At 66.0% G+C, this 15620-nt stretch carries 12 protein-coding genes; 7 read left to right on the top strand and 5 right to left on the bottom strand.

Annotated elements, in window-relative coordinates; translation table 11 throughout:
• Positions 1-21 precede the first annotated feature (21 nt).
• From ACFOPH_RS15620 to ACFOPH_RS15610, 3 genes are all read left to right on the top strand, one after another.
• Positions 22-1233, top strand: a complete 1212-nt coding sequence (locus ACFOPH_RS15620) for a cyanophycinase (protein WP_379736261.1) — start codon at positions 22-24, stop codon at positions 1231-1233.
• A 68-nt stretch (positions 1234-1301) separates the two neighbouring features.
• A complete protein-coding gene (locus ACFOPH_RS15615; protein ID WP_379736259.1) occupies positions 1302-2717 on the top strand; it encodes an IgA Peptidase M64 in 1416 nt (471 codons plus the stop codon).
• A 157-nt stretch (positions 2718-2874) separates the two neighbouring features.
• Positions 2875-3363 carry a hypothetical protein gene (locus tag ACFOPH_RS15610; protein ID WP_312547706.1) on the top strand — a complete coding sequence of 163 codons (489 nt, stop codon included), beginning with the start codon at positions 2875-2877 and terminating at the stop codon, positions 3361-3363.
• A gap of 375 nt (positions 3364-3738) precedes the next feature.
• Here ACFOPH_RS15610 and parC read toward each other — a convergent pair whose 3' ends face one another.
• Positions 3739-6066: a DNA topoisomerase IV subunit A gene (parC, locus tag ACFOPH_RS15605; protein WP_379736257.1), complete on the bottom strand. Its 2328-nt coding sequence runs from the start codon at positions 6064-6066 to the stop codon at positions 3739-3741.
• A 150-nt stretch (positions 6067-6216) separates the two neighbouring features.
• Entirely contained in the window at positions 6217-8214 is a 1998-nt protein-coding gene (locus tag ACFOPH_RS15600; protein WP_379736255.1) for a DNA topoisomerase IV subunit B, read from the bottom strand.
• 279 nt (positions 8215-8493) lie between these two features.
• Between ACFOPH_RS15600 and ACFOPH_RS15595 the strand changes: the two genes are divergently transcribed.
• The 3 genes from ACFOPH_RS15595 (at position 8494) to ACFOPH_RS15585 (ending at position 11025) form a co-directional block, all read left to right on the top strand.
• Positions 8494-9306 (top strand): response regulator, encoded by an 813-nt coding sequence (locus ACFOPH_RS15595; protein ID WP_312547702.1) that lies wholly within the window; start codon positions 8494-8496, stop codon positions 9304-9306.
• A 134-nt stretch (positions 9307-9440) separates the two neighbouring features.
• A complete protein-coding gene (locus ACFOPH_RS15590) occupies positions 9441-10427 on the top strand; it encodes a gamma-glutamyl-gamma-aminobutyrate hydrolase family protein (protein ID WP_379736253.1) in 987 nt (328 codons plus the stop codon).
• A 268-nt stretch (positions 10428-10695) separates the two neighbouring features.
• A complete protein-coding gene (locus ACFOPH_RS15585) occupies positions 10696-11025 on the top strand; it encodes a hypothetical protein (RefSeq protein ID WP_379736252.1) in 330 nt (109 codons plus the stop codon).
• A gap of 1 nt (position 11026) precedes the next feature.
• Here the strand turns inward: ACFOPH_RS15585 and ACFOPH_RS15580 are convergent, their stop codons facing one another.
• Both ACFOPH_RS15580 and ACFOPH_RS15575 read right to left on the bottom strand, forming a co-directional pair.
• A complete protein-coding gene (locus ACFOPH_RS15580) occupies positions 11027-12163 on the bottom strand; it encodes a YbdK family carboxylate-amine ligase (RefSeq protein ID WP_379736251.1) in 1137 nt (378 codons plus the stop codon).
• Positions 12153-13343, bottom strand: a complete 1191-nt coding sequence (locus ACFOPH_RS15575; protein WP_379736249.1) for a cation:proton antiporter — start codon at positions 13341-13343, stop codon at positions 12153-12155. Before ACFOPH_RS15575 ends, ACFOPH_RS15580 begins: the two co-directional genes overlap by 11 nt.
• A 282-nt stretch (positions 13344-13625) precedes the next feature.
• On the opposite strand from ACFOPH_RS15575, the gene ACFOPH_RS15570 reads away from it, so the two are divergent.
• Positions 13626-14222, top strand: a complete 597-nt coding sequence (locus ACFOPH_RS15570) for a CPBP family intramembrane glutamic endopeptidase (protein ID WP_379736247.1) — start codon at positions 13626-13628, stop codon at positions 14220-14222.
• A gap of 223 nt (positions 14223-14445) precedes the next feature.
• Here the strand turns inward: ACFOPH_RS15570 and ACFOPH_RS15565 are convergent, their stop codons facing one another.
• On the bottom strand, positions 14446-15618 hold the full coding sequence (locus ACFOPH_RS15565; protein ID WP_312547695.1) for a vWA domain-containing protein: 1173 nt from the start codon (positions 15616-15618) through the stop codon (positions 14446-14448).
• Positions 15619-15620: the final 2 nt, after the last annotated feature.

Genomic DNA, 15620 nt, shown 5'->3' with positions numbered 1-15620 from the left:
CTGTCCGAGAAGGAGCGCCCCATGTTGCGGTTCGCTGTTTCCGTCGTCCTGGCTGCCGCTATGCTGGCGGGTATGCAGGTGCACGCCGCCGAGGCGGCGCCCAGGGGCTCGCTGGTCATCATCGGCGGCGCGCTGCGCCCGGATAACGCGGCCGTCTGGGAGCGCATCGTCCAGCTCGCCGGAGGGCAGGGCGCCCGCATCGCGGTCTTCGCTTCCGCGTCCGCCAATCCCGAAAAGGCCGGCGCCAGCCTGGTCGAGCGCCTCAACAAGTACGGCGCGAACGCCTTCTTCGTCCCGGTGGCGGTGCGCCTGACCGGCACCGACTACCAGGCCGCCGCCGACAATCCCGACATAGCAGCAGCCATACGCTCCGCGGGCGGAGCGTACTTCGCCGGCGGCGACCAGGCCCGCATCACGCGCGCGCTGCGCCGCGCCGACGGCGCCAACACCCTGGTGCTCGACGCCCTGTGGGAGATGTACCGGCGCGGCGGCGTGATCGCCGGCACCAGCGCCGGCGCGGCCATCATGAGCAGCACCATGTTCGGCCACCCGAAACCGGTGCTGGCCACCCTGAAGCTGGGCCTGACCGACGGCCAGGAAATCACGCCGGGCCTGGGCTTCATCGGCGACGACGTGTTCGTCGACCAGCATCTGCTGGTGCGCGGACGCTTCGCGCGCATGCTGCCGGCGATGCTGCAGAAAGGCTACAAGCTGGGCCTGGGCATCGACGAGAACACGGCGATGGTGGTGGGCCCGAACCGCGACGTCGAGGTGCTCGGCTACAAGGGCGCGCTGGTAGTCGATCTGTCGGCGGCCAACGCGCAACAGGGACCCTTCAACGTCAGCAACGTGCGCCTGAGCTACCTCGACAACGGCGACCGCTTCAACATCGCCAGCCACAGCTTCACGCCGGCCCAGGACAAGGCCGACGGCCGCCTCGACCCGGCCCGGCCCTACTACCGCGAACCGCTGTTCTCGGCCGACATCCTCGGCAACAGCACCGTGGTCGACCTGATGGGCAAGCTGATCGACAGCGACCAGTCCGAGGCCATCGGCCTCACCCTCGACAGCCCGCACGGCGTGCAACCCGACCTGGGCTTCGAGTTCAAGTTCTCGCGCACCGGCGAAAGCGTCGGCTACATGTCGGCGGCGACCGAGGCGTATTCGATCTACAACGTGCGGCTGGATATCCGGCCGATCGTGGTGAGAAGGCCGCTGTACCAGTACAAGTAGCCGGCTGTCGATCCTGTCCGTGGACAGGATTACAATGCATGCCTTCCCCCTCTCAACAGGAAAACCGCATGCTCCGCTATCTTGCCGCCGCCCTGGCGCTTGCCACGGGCGCCGCCTTTGCCCAGCAACCGGCCACCGTCCGTCTCGACTACACCCACAGCGGCAACGCCCTGTCGGACCAGTACGCCATCGAGCGCGTGCTGGTCGAGCCCTTGCCCTGGCCGGGCGACATGGCGCGCAACCTGGACGAGACCAACCGCGGCCAGAACCGGGTCGAGGTGGTCGACGCGAAAACCGGCGACCTGCTGTACTCGCGCGGCTTCTCGACCGTGTTCGGCGAATGGCGCACGACGGAAGAGGGGAACAAGCTCAGCCGCAGCTTCGGCGAATCGGTGCGCTTCCCGGACTTCGAGCGGCCGGTGCGCGTGCGCATCCTCAAGCGCGACGAGCGCAACGCCTTCTCGGTGGTGTGGAGCGTGGACGTCGACGCCAGGGCCCAGGACGTGGTGAGGCAGCAACCGGCCGCCCCGGCAAAGCCGATCGCGATCCGCGTCAGCGGCCCTTCGCCGCGGAAGGTCGATTTGCTGATCCTGGGCGACGGCTACAAGCAACAGGACATGCAAAAGTTCGAAGCCGATGCACGCCGCCTCTCGGCGCACCTGTTCACCGTCTCTCCCTTCAAGGAGCGCGCGAACGATTTCAACGTCTGGGCGCTGGCCGTGCCGACCGCGGAATCGGGCATCTCCCGGCCGTCCACGGGCGTGCACCACGCATCGCGCCTGGGCACGCGCTACGACATCTTCGGCAGCGAGCGTTACGTGCTGACCCTGGATAACCGCGCGCTGCGCGACATCGCCCAGCACGCGCCCTACGAGTTCATCGAGATTTTGGTGAACAACGAGACCTATGGCGGCGGCGGCATCTTCGGGCAGTTCAGCACCGCGGCGGCGAGCAACGATTGGGCCGACTACCTGTTCGTGCACGAATTCGGCCACCATTTCGCCGGCCTGGCGGACGAGTACTACACCTCGCCGGTGGCCTACCAGGCGAGCGGCACGCGCATGGAACCCTGGGAGCCGAACGTGACCGCGCTGCGCGATCCGAAGACCATCAAATGGAAACAACATGTAACAGCCGGCACGCCCTTGCCGACGCCCTGGCCCAAGCAGGAGTACGAAACGGCGTCGCGCGCTTACCAGAAGAAGCGCGCCGCGCTGCGGGCGCAGAACCGTCCGGAAAGCGACATGAACGCGCTGTTCCGCGAAGACCTGGCCGCCACCCGCGCCCTGTTCGCGAAGCAGCCGCACCGCCACGCCATCGGAGCATTCGAGGGCGCAAACTACGAGGCGACGGGTTACTACCGGCCGGCGATGCAGTGCATCATGTTCGACCGCAGCGAACAGTTCTGCCCGGTGTGCCAGGACGGGATCAGCGAGATCATCGACCTGTACGCGGGGCCGGCGTCCAGGGCGGGAGGGCGCTGAAACACCTTGTTTCAACTCAGCGGTAGTGTGTGTGATGGCGAACAGACCCTTGTATGGGCGGGGCCTATTCTGAGGGCGTCGTTAACAAGAAGTTAAGCGAAAAACATAAACGCGGGCACAGACCCGCAACCCCACCATACAACCGAAAGGACACACCATGAACAAGCTGCTCGCTACCCTGATCGCCGGTCTGTTTGCCGCCGGCGCCTATGCCCAGACCGCCGTCACCCAGGCCAACACGCAAGCCGTGGTGAAAGCCGAAGCGAAGGCCGAAGCCGACATCGCCAAGGCCGAAGCGAAGGAAGCCAAGGCTGCGGCCAAGGCCGACGAAAAAGTCACCAAGGCCGTCGCCGACGCCCAGGAAAAGAAAGCCAAGGCCCACGCCAAGGCCGTGAAGGCGCATGCCGACGCTTCCGAAAAAGTGACAAAGGCCGATCCTGAGGACCGTGCCAAGGCGATCGCCAAGGCCGAGGAAAAAGTGTCGGAAGCGAACCTGAAGGCCGAGAAGAAGATGATCAAGGCCGATGAAAAATCGCTGAAGGTGCAGGTGGATGCTGCCGCCGACAAGGCGACCGCGGCCGCCAAGACCGAGCAGGTGCGTGCCGAGGCGATGGCCGATGTGCACAAGGCTGCGGCAACGAAATAATCGCACGTGAGCGTGTAAGGGATGCCGGCCGTGGTGCCGGCATTTTTTGTTGGTGCGGCTTCGGATGCGGAGGACGCGTGGGTTCGAGAACCCACCCTACGGATCGCGGATGGCTTGATGCTTTTCGATTGCGGATAGGCCCTACAGCGTGGACTCGGGAGTCCACCCTACAACGGCCTTGGTTTTCGTAGGGTGGACTCCCGAGTCCACGCGGTACCGCAATCGATCGGTTTCGTAGGGTGGGTTCTCGAACCCACGCGGTACGACGTTCCGCAATCGAACATCGACAATCGATCCCGCGACCCACGCACACTCAAAAACAACAAAGCCGGCATCCCTCCGGCTTTGTTCACTTCACGCTACAACCAGGCGCGCTTACTCGCCCGTCGCCCGCATCGCCAAATCGCTCGCCTTGAGCTTGGCCGACAGCGGCTTGCCCTTCTTCGCCCGCTTGCCGAAGTGCGGCTCCAGCCCGGAGGCGTAGAGCTCGACCACGCGCGGCTTGGAGCCGGCCCAGGTGCCGATCACGTTCACGCCTTTCTGGCTGATCGGTTGCGCCGCCAGCAGCGTTTCCTTCGGCTCCAGGTCCATCAGCGTCACGCCGCGCCCGCCGTTGGTCAGCACCTTCATCTCGTCGATGCCGAACACCAGCACGCGGCCCTTCTCCGACAGGCAGGCCACGGCGCCGGCGTTATCGAGAACCACGCGCGGCGCCAGCGGCACGGCGCCGTCGTCCAGGGTGATGAAGGACTTGCCGCCCTTCAGGCGGCTGATCATGTCGCCGGCCTTGGTGATGAAGCCGAAGCCGTTGGTCGTCGACAGCAGCAGGCGCGTCTCGCCGTTGCCGGCGAAATAATGGAGGATGCGCACGCCGCCCGACAGGTCGACCAGGGTCGTGATCGGCACGCCGTCACCGCGCGCTCCAGGGAGCGCCGCCACCGGCACCGAATACACCTTTCCGTTGTCGCCGATGCCCAGCAGGGTGTCGACGGTGCGGCATTCGAAGGCATTGCCCAGCGAGTCGCCCGGCTTGAAGGTGAATTGCGCCGGATCGTGGCCGATGCCGGTGCGCGCACGCACCCAGCCCTTCTCCGAGATGATGACGGTCACCGGCTCGTCGACCACCTTCTGCTCGGCCACGGCCTTCTGCGCTTCCTCGATCAGGGTGCGGCGGGCGTCGCCGAACTGTTTTGCGTCGGCTTCGATCTCGCGGATGATGGTGCGCTTCATGGTCGACGGATTGGCCAGGATGTCTTCCAGCTTTTCCTTTTCATTGCGCAGCTCGGCCAGCTCCTGCTGGATCTTGATCGCTTCCAGGCGCGCCAGCTGGCGCAGGCGGATCTCGAGGATGTCCTCGGCCTGGCGCTCGGACAGGCGGAAGCGCTCGATCAGGGCCGCCTTCGGCTCGTCCGCATTGCGGATGATGGCGATCACCTCGTCGATGTTCAGCAGGACGGTCTCGCGGCCTTCCAGGATGTGGATGCGGTCGTTGACCTTGCCCAGCTTGAACTCGGTACGGCGACGCACGGTGACGAAGCGATAGTCGATCCATTCCTGCAGGATTTCGAGCAGGCCCTTCTGGCGCGGACGGCCGTCGCCGCCGATCATCACCAGGTTGATCGGACTCGAGGTCTCCAGCGAGGTATGCGCCAGCAGCAGCAGCATGAATTCGGTCTGGTCCTGGTTCTTCGACTTCGGTTCGAACACCAGGCGCACCGGCGCCTCGCGGCCGGATTCGTCGCGCATCGTGTCGAGCGCGCCGAGGATGGTCTGCTTCAGTGCCAGCTGTTCGGGCGTGAGGGTCTTCTTGCCGAGCTTGACCTTCGGGTTGGTCAGCTCTTCGATCTCCTGCTGCACGCGCGCCGCCGAGGTGCCAGGCGGCAGTTCCGTCACCACGGCCTGCCATTGGCCGCGCGCCAGTTCCTCGATCTTCCAGCGCGCGCGCACCTTCATCGAGCCGCGGCCGGTCGCGTACATGTCGGCAAGCTGCGACGCCGGCGTGATGATCTGGCCGCCGCCCGGGAAGTCGGGGCCCGGGACGATGGTCATCAGCTCGGCGTTCGAGAGCTTCGGATTGCGGATCAGGGTGACCGCGGCGTCGGCCACTTCGCGCAGGTTGTGCGACGGGATCTCGGTCGCCAGGCCCACCGCGATGCCGGAGGCGCCGTTCAGCAGCACCATCGGCAGGCGCGCCGGCAGCGAGCGCGGCTCGTCCGTGGTGCCGTCGTAGTTCGGCTGGAAGTCGACCGTGCCCATGTCGATCTCGTCGAGCAGCAGGCGCGAGATCGGGGTCAGGCGCGCTTCGGTGTAGCGCATCGCCGCGGCGCCGTCGCCGTCGCGCGAGCCGAAGTTACCCTGGCCGTCGATCAGCGGGTAGCGCAGCGAGAAGTCCTGGGCCATGCGCACCAGCGCATCGTAGACCGACTGGTCGCCGTGCGGGTGCAGCTTGCCGAGCACGTCGCCGACCACGGCCGCGCACTTGCGCGGCTTGGCGGTGGCGCCCAGGCCCAGTTCGTTCATCGCGTACAGGATGCGGCGCTGGACCGGTTTCTGGCCGTCGGAGACGTCGGGCAGGGCACGGCCCTTGACCACCGAGACCGCGTAGTCGAGGTAGGCGCGCTCGGCGAAGGTGGACAGGGTCAGCATTTCGACGTCGTCGGCCGATTCGCTGGCTTGTTCAAAGAGGCTTGCTTGGGTAGACATATTCTGTGTGTTCGATTCTTGTTGAGCGGTCGCGTGGCTCGGGCGATTCGATTGTGCTGGCGGAGTAGTGGTGGGTTCGAGAACCCACCCTACGTAGGGTGGGCACTTGTGCCCACGCGTCTTTCGTGCATCAAATCACCCCGGACGCCATCAAATATCCGCTTCCGTCTCGTTACCGTGTTCCTCGATCCATGCGCGGCGTGCGGCGGCTTCGCCCTTGCCCATCAGCATGTTGAAACGGGCCGAGGATTCGCCGTGGTCGAAGTCGCCCAGCGACACCGGCAGCAGGCGGCGCGTGTCCGGGTTCATCGTGGTTTCCCACAGCTGCTCGGCGTTCATCTCGCCCAGGCCCTTGAAGCGGGAAATGCTCCACGAGCCTTCCTTCAGGCCTTCCTTTTTCAGCTTGTCCTCGATCGCCAGCAGTTCGCCGTCGTCCAGGGCATAGAGCTTTTGCAGCGGCTTCTTGCCGCGTGCCGGCACGTCGACGCGGTACAGCGGCGGGCGCGCCACGCAGATGTGGCCGTGCTTGAACAGGGCAGGGAAGTGCTTGAAGAACAGGGTCAGCAGCAGGACCTGGATGTGCGAGCCGTCGACGTCCGCGTCCGACAGGATGCAGATCTTGCCGTAGCGCAGGCCGGTGAGATCCGGCGAATCGCCGTGCGAGTGCGGGTCGACGCCGATCGCCACCGAGATGTCGTGGATCTCGTTGTTCGCGAACAGGCGGTCGCGGTCGGTTTCCCAGGTGTTCAGGACCTTGCCGCGCAGCGGCAGGATGGCCTGGAATTCCTTGTCGCGGCCCATCTTGGCCGAACCGCCGGCCGAGTCGCCCTCGACCAGGAACAGTTCGTTGCGGGTGATGTCCGTGGACTCGCAGTCGGTCAGCTTACCCGGCAGCACGGCCACGCCCGAGGATTTCTTCTTCTCGACCTTCTGCAGCGAACGCATGCGCGACTGCGCCTGCTTGATCACGAGGTCGGCCAGCTTCTTGCCGTATTCGACGTGCTGGTTCAGCCACAGTTCCAGCGGCGGCTTGGTGAAGGTCGAGACGAGCTTCACGGCGTCGCGCGAGTTCAGGCGCTCCTTGGTCTGGCCCTGGAACTGCGGGTCCAGCACCTTCGCCGAAAGCACGAACGAGACGCGCGCGAACACGTCTTCCGGCAGCAGCTTCACGCCTTTCGGCAGCAGGCCGTGCAGCTCGACGAAACCCTTCACGGCGCCGAACAGGCCGTCGCGCAGGCCGGACTCGTGGGTGCCGCCGCTTGGGGTCGGGATCAGGTTGACGTAGGATTCGCGCACGATCGCGCCTTCCTCGGTCCAGGCGACCACCCAGGCCGCGCCTTCGCCTTCGGCGAAGCCTTCGTCGCCCGCGGCGGCGTACTGCGCGCCTTCGAACAGCGGGATCAAGGTCTCGCCGTTCGAGCTCGAGGCGAGCGCTTCGGTCAGGTAGCCGCGCAGGCCTTCGTCGTAGCGCCAGGTCTGGACGTCGCCGGTCTTGGCGTTGGTCAGCGTGACGGTGACGCCCGGCAGCAGCACGGCCTTGGAACGCAGCAGGCGCTGCAGTTCCGTCATCGGGATGTTCGGCGAGTCAAAATACTTGCCATCCGGCCAGGCGGTGACGCGGGTGCCGTTCTTCTTGCCGCCGCGCTCGAATGGCGAGGAGCTGAGGGGCTCGATGACGTCGCCGTCGGCGAACACCAGGTTGTGGACGCCGTTGCCATCCTCGGTCTTGCGCCAGACGGTGATTTCCAGGCGCTTCGACAGCGCATTGGTGACCGAGACGCCGACGCCGTGCAGGCCGCCCGAGAAGGCGTAGGCGCCGCCCGAACCCTTGTCGAACTTGCCGCCGGCGTGCAGGCGGGTGAAGACGATCTCGACGGTGGAGACGCCTTCCTCGGGATGCATGCCGACCGGGATGCCGCGGCCGTCGTCCTCGACGGTAATCGAACCGTCGGTATTGATCGTCACGCCGATATTCTTGCAGTGGCCGCCGAGCGCCTCGTCGGAGGCGTTGTCGATCACTTCCTGGATGATGTGCAGCGGATTTTCCGTGCGGGTGTACATGCCCGGACGCTGCTTCACGGGTTCGAGTCCTTTCAGGACCCGGATGGATGATTCGCTGTAATCGGTTGCGGGTTTCTTAGTGGCCATGCTGATCAGTGTTTTTTCGAATGCCTGCGCATTCTATATCTTGTCGGAAGGAAAAAGCAGGGATGGCGTGACGGATTGTGCTTGTCAACGCAACGGAACGTGACTAGATTGGTACGCAAGCTTGCTACGCCAGGGCGGCCCTGGAAACCGTCGATCGGACGGCATCGGTCAAGAATAATACTGTACATGTGTACAGTATCGAATGCAAGGACGATGCGCCGCCTGGCATCATGCACAACACTGGGGAGCCCCGGAAGCGGCGCTGCCGGGACGGTCATCATGCAGGTACAAAAAATTCCGATTGCGGTACGCCTGCTCGGATTCGAGCCCGGCGAGGCCGCCCGCATGTCCGCGATGTTATGCGAGGCCCCCCGCGCGGGCCCATCCTACGCCTGCCTGCACGAAGACAGCCTGCAGGAACCCGATCTCTACCTGGTCGACGGCGAGAACCCGGCGGCGCTGCTGCGCCTGACCAGCATGCGCAGCATGCCGCTGGCGCTGCAGGTGGGCGGCCTCGACCATGGCCTGGCGCGCCTTGCGCGTCCCTTCGATACCGCCACGCTCCAGGTGACGCTGGCCCAGCTGGTTGCCGAGCGCCGCCGCGCGCTGGAACTGCTGTGCGCACGCGGCGAGCCGCCCCTGCCGGAACGCAGGCGCCGCCAGCGCCTGGCCGACGACAGCCTCGCCGTCGATGGTCCGGCGCTGCGCCAGCCGCCACGGCCGGACCAGGTCCTGATCGTCGACAAGGAGGGCGCCTTCCGCGACCACCTGGCGCGCCTGGTCGGCGAGCGCCGCCTGGCGATCGCCTGGACCGACAGCGCATCGACCGCCGTGCGCCTGTGCGACGAAACCCAGGTCGGGGTGGCGATGATCAATACCTCGACCCCCGGCATCGATCCCTACGCGCTGTGCAGCGCGATCAAGGCCCAGGAGGGCGCGGGCCGCACGGCGGTCGTGTTCCTGGTCGGCAAGGCCTTCCCCTACGATACCGCGCGCGCCCACTCGGCCGGCGTGCGCGGCCTGCTCGACAAGCCGGTGACCGACCGCAGCCTGGTGGCGATCCTGGCACGCCTGACATCGATGCCGGCGTAGGGTGGGCGGGTCTCCCGCCCACGCGTTCAAACCCAAGGAAGCGTCTTTCGTAAATGGCTTGCGTATGTGCCCAGTCGTGTGATTTTGTTACAACTTCAAATCGTGCGCGGCCGTGGCGGGGCTATATTGAGACCATGGCAGATGATCATCAACCCCGGCGTGGCGAGGCGCCCGGCCCGCCGCTGGAGACCCGCCCCGACGCACCCGAGCGCGTGCCCGACCGCCGCGCCGCCGATGGTCCGCCGCGCTACCAGCGCCCCGGCGACACGCCGTTCGCGCTGGTCGGACGGGTGTTGTCCTCGCGTTGGCGCGCGCTGCGCGACCGCTTCCACCGCGACTTCATGCGCCGCACCCTGCGCATCGGCGTCTCGGCCCGCATTTTTCACCCCGAACCGGGGGCGACCGGCCTGCGCAGCAAGAACCTGCAATACCTGGAGGAGTCGATCGCGCAGTGGGTGATGTCGCGCGACGTGCTGGTGTTCATGATCCCGACGGTGAATACGAATGGGCTGCTCCACCCCAGCAACATCACGCTGCGCCACTACGCGCGCCACCTCGACGGCCTGGTGCTGCAGGGCGGGGCCGACGTCTCGCCGCAGACCTATTCCGAAACGCCGACCCGTCCCGAGTGGAGCGGCGACCGCGCGCGCGACCTCTACGAGCTCGAGCTGCTGCACGAATTCGTCGAGGCCGGCAAGCCGGTGCTGGGCGTATGCCGCGGCTGCCAGCTGATCAACGTCGCCTTCGGCGGCACGCTTTACCAGGACGTGGCGACCAACGTGCCCGAGGCGCTGGCCCACGTGCACACTGACTACGACGCCCACCGTCACGCGATCGAATTCCCGCCCGGTTCCACGCTCGGGCGCATGTTCCCGAACGCCCAGCGGCCGACCGTGAATTCGATCCACCACCAGGCAGTCAAGGAGCTCGGGCGCGACGTGCGCATCGAGGCGGTGTCCTATCCCGACGGCATTGTCGAGGCGATCCGCTACGACCGGGCCGATTTCGTCATGGGCTTGCAGTGGCATCCGGAGTTCCACCGGGCGGGCGGGACGGACCTGCTCGATTGCACGCCGGTGCTGGATGAGTTTTTGCGGGCGGCAAGGGAGACGCGGTTGTAAGCGGTCTTCGCCGGATTCGCCGCCTTTCAACTTGTCAGACAGCGTGGACTCGGGAGTCCACCCTACAACCCTGCTTTTCCGTAGGGTGGACACCTGTGTCCACGCGGTCTCACCACATGCTTCGCGCCACCGTCTCCGTCGAACCGCTACCCCTCGCACGCTTGCAAAATCGCTTGCATCCCATCTGCCCCTTGTTTACCATTGAATGAGAATGATTCTCATTAATGAATATTGACACCCACCGTCCAACTGAACCTGAGGGGCCGCCATGCAAGACCAACCGAACGAGCCATCCATGCCGCAGGACCTGCATCACCGCGACGCCGTGATGATCGCGTCGCTGCTGCACCTGATGTCGCACTACACCGCGCGCGACGAGAACGACCGCCCTTGCGTGCGCCTGGCCTCGGTGATCGAGCGCCACCTGTGCGCGCTGGCGCGCCTGCCCGAGCTCGACCCGGTGCTGCGCGCCACCTGCGAGCAGCTGTGCGAGAAGTGGGCCGGCATGGTCGACGACGGCATGCCGCGCCCGCCGGCGAAACCCGGCTTCCTGGAACGCATCATGCGCGGCGGCCGCGTCGGCGCCAGCCCGGCCTGAACTATCTGCGCCAGAACCGCCGCTCGCCCCGGAACCAGTTGATCGCCGCATGCACGATCGCCTCGACGCTGCCTTCGCGCTGGTATTGCTGGCGCAGCAGGCTGGCGTCGCTGCCGCCGGCTGCCGCCGCGGCCAGGTGCTGCAGGGCGTCCAGGCTGCCCAGCTTGGCGGCGTGCGGCTCCATCCTGCGCAGCGTGGTGAGGATGTCCTCGCGCAGCGATACCGTCTCGTAGGTCTTCGGGTGGGTGAGCGAGCCGTCCAGGCCAAAGCGGCAGGCCTGGAAACGGTTGTAGTTGTAGACGAGGTAATCGTCCTCGCTGGGTGCCTCCTCGCTACGTTCCAGCAGATAGCTGCACAGCGCCTGCAGATAGGCCGCCAGGGCCGCGGCGCGCTGCACCGTCAGCGGCGTGTCGCACACGCGCAGTTCGATGGTGCCGTACTCGGGTTTGGGCCGCAGGTCCCAATAAAAATCCTTCATGCTTTTGATGATGCCGGTGCGCTCCATCTTGGCGAAATAGGTCGACTCGAAATCGCCCCAGCTCAGCGTGAAGGGCGCGCGTCCGCTCATCGGGAAAGCGAACACCGAATTCAGGCGCGCCGAATCGAACAGGCTGTCGTGCCCCTGCACGAAAGGCGACGAGGCCGACAGCGCGATGAAGTGGGGGATGTAGCGGTTCAGGGCGTGCAGCAGGTACATGGCGTTGTCGCCGTTGCCGCAGCCGATGTGCACGTGCTGGCCGAACACGGTGAACTGCTTGGCCAGGTAGCCGTACAGCGAGGACAGATGTTCGAAGCGCGGCTTGGCGAAGATCTTCTGTTCCGACCAGTGCTGGAAAGGGTGGGTGCCGCCGCCGGCGATGCCGATGTTCAGGGTGTCGCCGGCGGCCACCAGCGTGTCGCGGATCTCGAGCAGCTCGGCCAGCAGCGGGCCGTATGCCGAGTGCACGCTGGAGTTAATCTCGATCATGCTCTCGGTGATTTCCGGCGTCACGTTGCCGGGGAAGGGCTTGCGCGACAGCAGGTGCAGCAAATCGGGACTGGCCGCCGTCAGGTCGAAGTCGGACAGGCTGACCAGTTGCAGTTCGAGCTCGACCCCGAAGGTGAGCGGCGTCGATTGGGCAAAGGGCTCAAGCGGCATGGCGGATCTCCGGTGCTTCGCGCGCCCACACCAGGGCGCGCTGGATGATGATCGGGCCGAACACTTCGAGCAGCATGGTCACCGCCGCCACCGCGCGCAGCTCGTCGACCACGTGCACGCCGGCCAGGCGCGCGTGCTCGAGCAGCAGGATGACGAACACGGACAAGGGCGCCAGCGCGACCCCGGCCAGGAAGCCCTTGCGCCAGGAGACGCCGGACAAGTGGGCGAAGGCGGTGACGCCGGCGGTCTTGGTGACCAGGCGCGCCAGCACCAGGACCACGGCCAGCATGCCGCCGGCGGCGACCTCGCGCCAGTCGAGCGTCGAGGCGGCGAACACGAACAGCAGCACGGTCAATAGTTCGCCGAGCGCGCCGAAGTTGCGCTGGGCCTGGCTGAAGGCGACGCGGCGATGGCGCGCCACCAGCCCGAAGGCGAGGGTGGCGACCACCGGCGACAGGCCGCCGGCATAGGAAATCGCCACCAGCAGCAGCACCGCGATTGCGAACGCGACGGTGGCATCGTGGCGCGGATTGCCGATCGCGCGCAGCAGCGCCGGCACCAGTAGCCCGAACACGGCGCCGGTGAGAGCGGACACCGCCAGCAGCACCAGGCTGTTCCAGATCGCGTCGCCGATATCCTCGAAGGTGCGGAAGATCCAGAAGCCGATCACGGCATTGAAGGCGAACACCGCCAGCACGCAGTTCTGCGCCGACAGGTGCAGCACGCGTTCGGTCACCTGGCCCGAGCTGCGCTGTTCGTTGATCACCCGCACCACGGTGGCGGGCGAGGTCGCCATCGACAGCGAGGCCAGCATGAGCGCGGTCAGCTGCGGCGTGGCGAAGGCGAGCGCGATCAGGTAGACGGCAATGAAGGTGGCGATCGATTCGACCACGCCGGCGATGCCGATCCACGGGTTGGCGCGCAGCCAGCGCAGGTTGATGCGGTAGCCCAGTTCGAACAGGATCAGGCCGAAGGCAACGTCGGCCAGCATCGATACCGGTCCGGCATCGGGCGCCGGCAGGATGCCGAGCTGGGGCCCGGCCAGCGCGAAGCCGACCAGTCCATAGAAACTAATGCGCGGCAAGCCCGTGAACCGCTGGCCGAATTCCCCGGCTATCCAGGCGATGGCAATCGTGAAGGGCCATGCGAGGCTGGTCAGGACGGTCGGCAGGTCGGGCATGCAATCTCCTCGAAAAGGCAGGGCGAACGGTTCTGTCAATACTACAAGCTGGCGCCGCGCGCACGATTGGGTCCGGCTGGGCGATGCGGCTTGCCTTGATATTAATATTTATGGCGCTGGCGTCCGTGCTCGCACTAACAGACGGGCGGCCAGCGGATGCGTTCGTTGTCATTGGCGACGCCGCTGGCTAGAATGGCGGGCTCATGTCCCACGGGACTGCCATCCGGCCCCAGCGCCGCCGATCCTCTCACCCGTCAGCCGCGCGCTGACGTCTTCCCGACCATGTCCGCACAACCGCCTATCCAGCCGCAAGCCCGTTCCCCGATCCGCCTGACCGCCCAGCTTCTCACCTGCGTGATCTTCTGCATCGTCGCCGCCCTGATCATCTTCGTGGCCCAGGATGAACCTTTGTCGGTATTGAGCGGCCCGATGGGTCTCGGCCAGCAATTGCTGTTCGGCCTGGGCCTGTCGGCGCTGGCGGCGGTCGGCTCCTACGTGAGCTTTCGCCTGACCGCGCAATCGGAGGCGACCCACAAGACGATCGCGGCCTATTCGCGGCTCGATTTGTCGGGCCTGAATCCGGTCTGGATCAGCCTGGCCGCCGGGATCGGCGAGGAGCTGCTGTTCCGCGCCGCCCTGCAGCCGCTGCTGGGTGTCTGGATCACCTCGATCGTCTTCCTGCTGACGCATACGCCGGTCTACCAGTTCCGCAAGCTCGACCGCGCGACCCTGGTGCAGGCGGCCGGCATCTTCGGCGTCAGCGTGGCGCTGGGCTTCATCTACCAGTACGTCGGCCTGCTGGCGGCGGTGCTGGTGCACGTGGCGATCGATGTGGTGGGGCTGTACGTGGTGCGCAACGCGCTGCGCCAGCGGAGCTGATTTCGTAGGGTGGGCACGCCGTGCCCACGCGAACGCCGGCACCGTGGTGGCGCGTGAACGCGGCCGAGACGACGGCGAATCGATTACGCGTTCGCGGTGTGCCCGGGACGCCGCCGCGGAGACGCGACGGTTCGGGTTTGAATAACGCAGCCACAGCGCAGCGTTCCGCGTGGGCACGTCATTGATGCCCCCGGCATCAATGACCCCACCCTACGCTCCGAATTTACTTGCTCAGCAGCCGCATCGCCCGCTCCAGCCCTTCGAGCGTCACCGGGAACATGCGGTTGTTCATGATCTGGCGGATGATCGCGATCGACTGGCGGTACTGCCACAGGTGTTCCGGCTCGGGATTGAGCCAGGCGAACTTCGGAAAGGCGTTGCAGAAGCGCGCCAGCCATTCGGCCCCGGCTTCCTCGTTGTTGTACTCGACCGAGCCGCCCGGCGCCATGACCTCGTAGGGGCTCATGGTGGCGTCGCCGACGAAAATGATGCGGGTGTCGGGCGGGTACTTGCGCAGCACATCCCAGGTCGGGAAGCGCTCGGCGTGGCGGCGCCGGTTGTTCTTCCACAGGTAGTCGTAGACGCAGTTGTGGAAGTAGTAGAACTCCATGTTCTTGAATTCGCTCTTCGCCGCCGAGAACAGTTCCTCGGTGCGCTCGATGTGGTCGTCCATGGTGCCGCCCACGTCCAGCAGCATCACGACCTTGATGCGGTTCTTGCGCTCGGGCTGCATGCGGATGTCGAGGTAGCCGGCGTTGCTGGCGGTGGCCCGGATGGTGTCGTCCAGCGCCAGTTCATCGGGCGCGCCATGGCGCGCGAAGCGGCGCAGGCGGCGCAGCGCGACCTTGATGTTGCGCGTGCCCAGTTCGCGCTCGTCGTCGTAGTCCTTGTAGCTGCGCTGGTCCCAGACCTTCACCGCCGTGCGGTTGCGGCCCTGGCCGCCGATGCGGATGCCTTCCGGATTCGTGCCGCCGTGGCCGAAAGGCGAGGTGCCGCCGGTGCCGATCCATTTATTTCCGCCTTCGTGGCGTTCCTTCTGCTCCTTCAGCAGCTCGTTCAGGCGCTCCATCAGCTTGTCGTAGCCGAATTTTTCCAGCGCCGCCTTCTGCTCGGGCGTCAGTTCGCGCTCCATGCGCTTGATCAGCCAGTCGAGCGGAATTTCGCCCTTGGTCGTGTCGAAGACGGCCTCGATGCCCTTGAAGTAGGCGCCGAAGGCGCGGTCGAACTTGTCGAAGTGGGCTTCGTCCTTCACTAATGTCAGGCGCGCCAGGTAGTAGAACGCGTCGAGCGAGGGGGCGATGACGCTTTTTTCCAGGGCCTCGAGCAGGGTCAGGAATTCCTTGATCGAGACCGGGACCTTGGCGTTGCGCAGCGCGAAAAAGAAGTCGATCAGCATGC

This window comes from Massilia haematophila, from assembly GCF_042647645.1.
GTDB lineage: Bacteria > Pseudomonadota > Gammaproteobacteria > Burkholderiales > Burkholderiaceae_D > Telluria > Telluria haematophila.
The sequence above is the reverse complement of the archived record's forward strand: the minus strand, read 5'-3'. Positions and strand labels throughout refer to the sequence as shown.

Bases quoted from the DNA above. Each gene is read 5' to 3' on its own strand.
- ACFOPH_RS15620 (WP_379736261.1), top strand. From the start codon at position 22: ATGTTGCGGTTCGCTGTTTCCGTCGTCCTGGCTGCCGCTATGCTGGCG.
- ACFOPH_RS15615 (WP_379736259.1), top strand. From the start codon at position 1,302: ATGCTCCGCTATCTTGCCGCCGCCCTGGCGCTTGCCACGGGCGCCGCC.
- ACFOPH_RS15610 (WP_312547706.1), top strand. From the start codon at position 2,875: ATGAACAAGCTGCTCGCTACCCTGATCGCCGGTCTGTTTGCCGCCGGC.
- parC (WP_379736257.1), bottom strand. From the start codon at position 6,066: ATGTCTACCCAAGCAAGCCTCTTTGAACAAGCCAGCGAATCGGCCGAC.
- ACFOPH_RS15600 (WP_379736255.1), bottom strand. From the start codon at position 8,214: ATGGCCACTAAGAAACCCGCAACCGATTACAGCGAATCATCCATCCGG.
- ACFOPH_RS15595 (WP_312547702.1), top strand. From the start codon at position 8,494: ATGCAGGTACAAAAAATTCCGATTGCGGTACGCCTGCTCGGATTCGAG.
- ACFOPH_RS15590 (WP_379736253.1), top strand. From the start codon at position 9,441: ATGGCAGATGATCATCAACCCCGGCGTGGCGAGGCGCCCGGCCCGCCG.
- ACFOPH_RS15585 (WP_379736252.1), top strand. From the start codon at position 10,696: ATGCAAGACCAACCGAACGAGCCATCCATGCCGCAGGACCTGCATCAC.
- ACFOPH_RS15580 (WP_379736251.1), bottom strand. From the start codon at position 12,163: ATGCCGCTTGAGCCCTTTGCCCAATCGACGCCGCTCACCTTCGGGGTC.
- ACFOPH_RS15575 (WP_379736249.1), bottom strand. From the start codon at position 13,343: ATGCCCGACCTGCCGACCGTCCTGACCAGCCTCGCATGGCCCTTCACG.
- ACFOPH_RS15570 (WP_379736247.1), top strand. From the start codon at position 13,626: ATGTCCGCACAACCGCCTATCCAGCCGCAAGCCCGTTCCCCGATCCGC.
- ACFOPH_RS15565 (WP_312547695.1), bottom strand. From the start codon at position 15,618: ATGCTGATCGACTTCTTTTTCGCGCTGCGCAACGCCAAGGTCCCGGTC.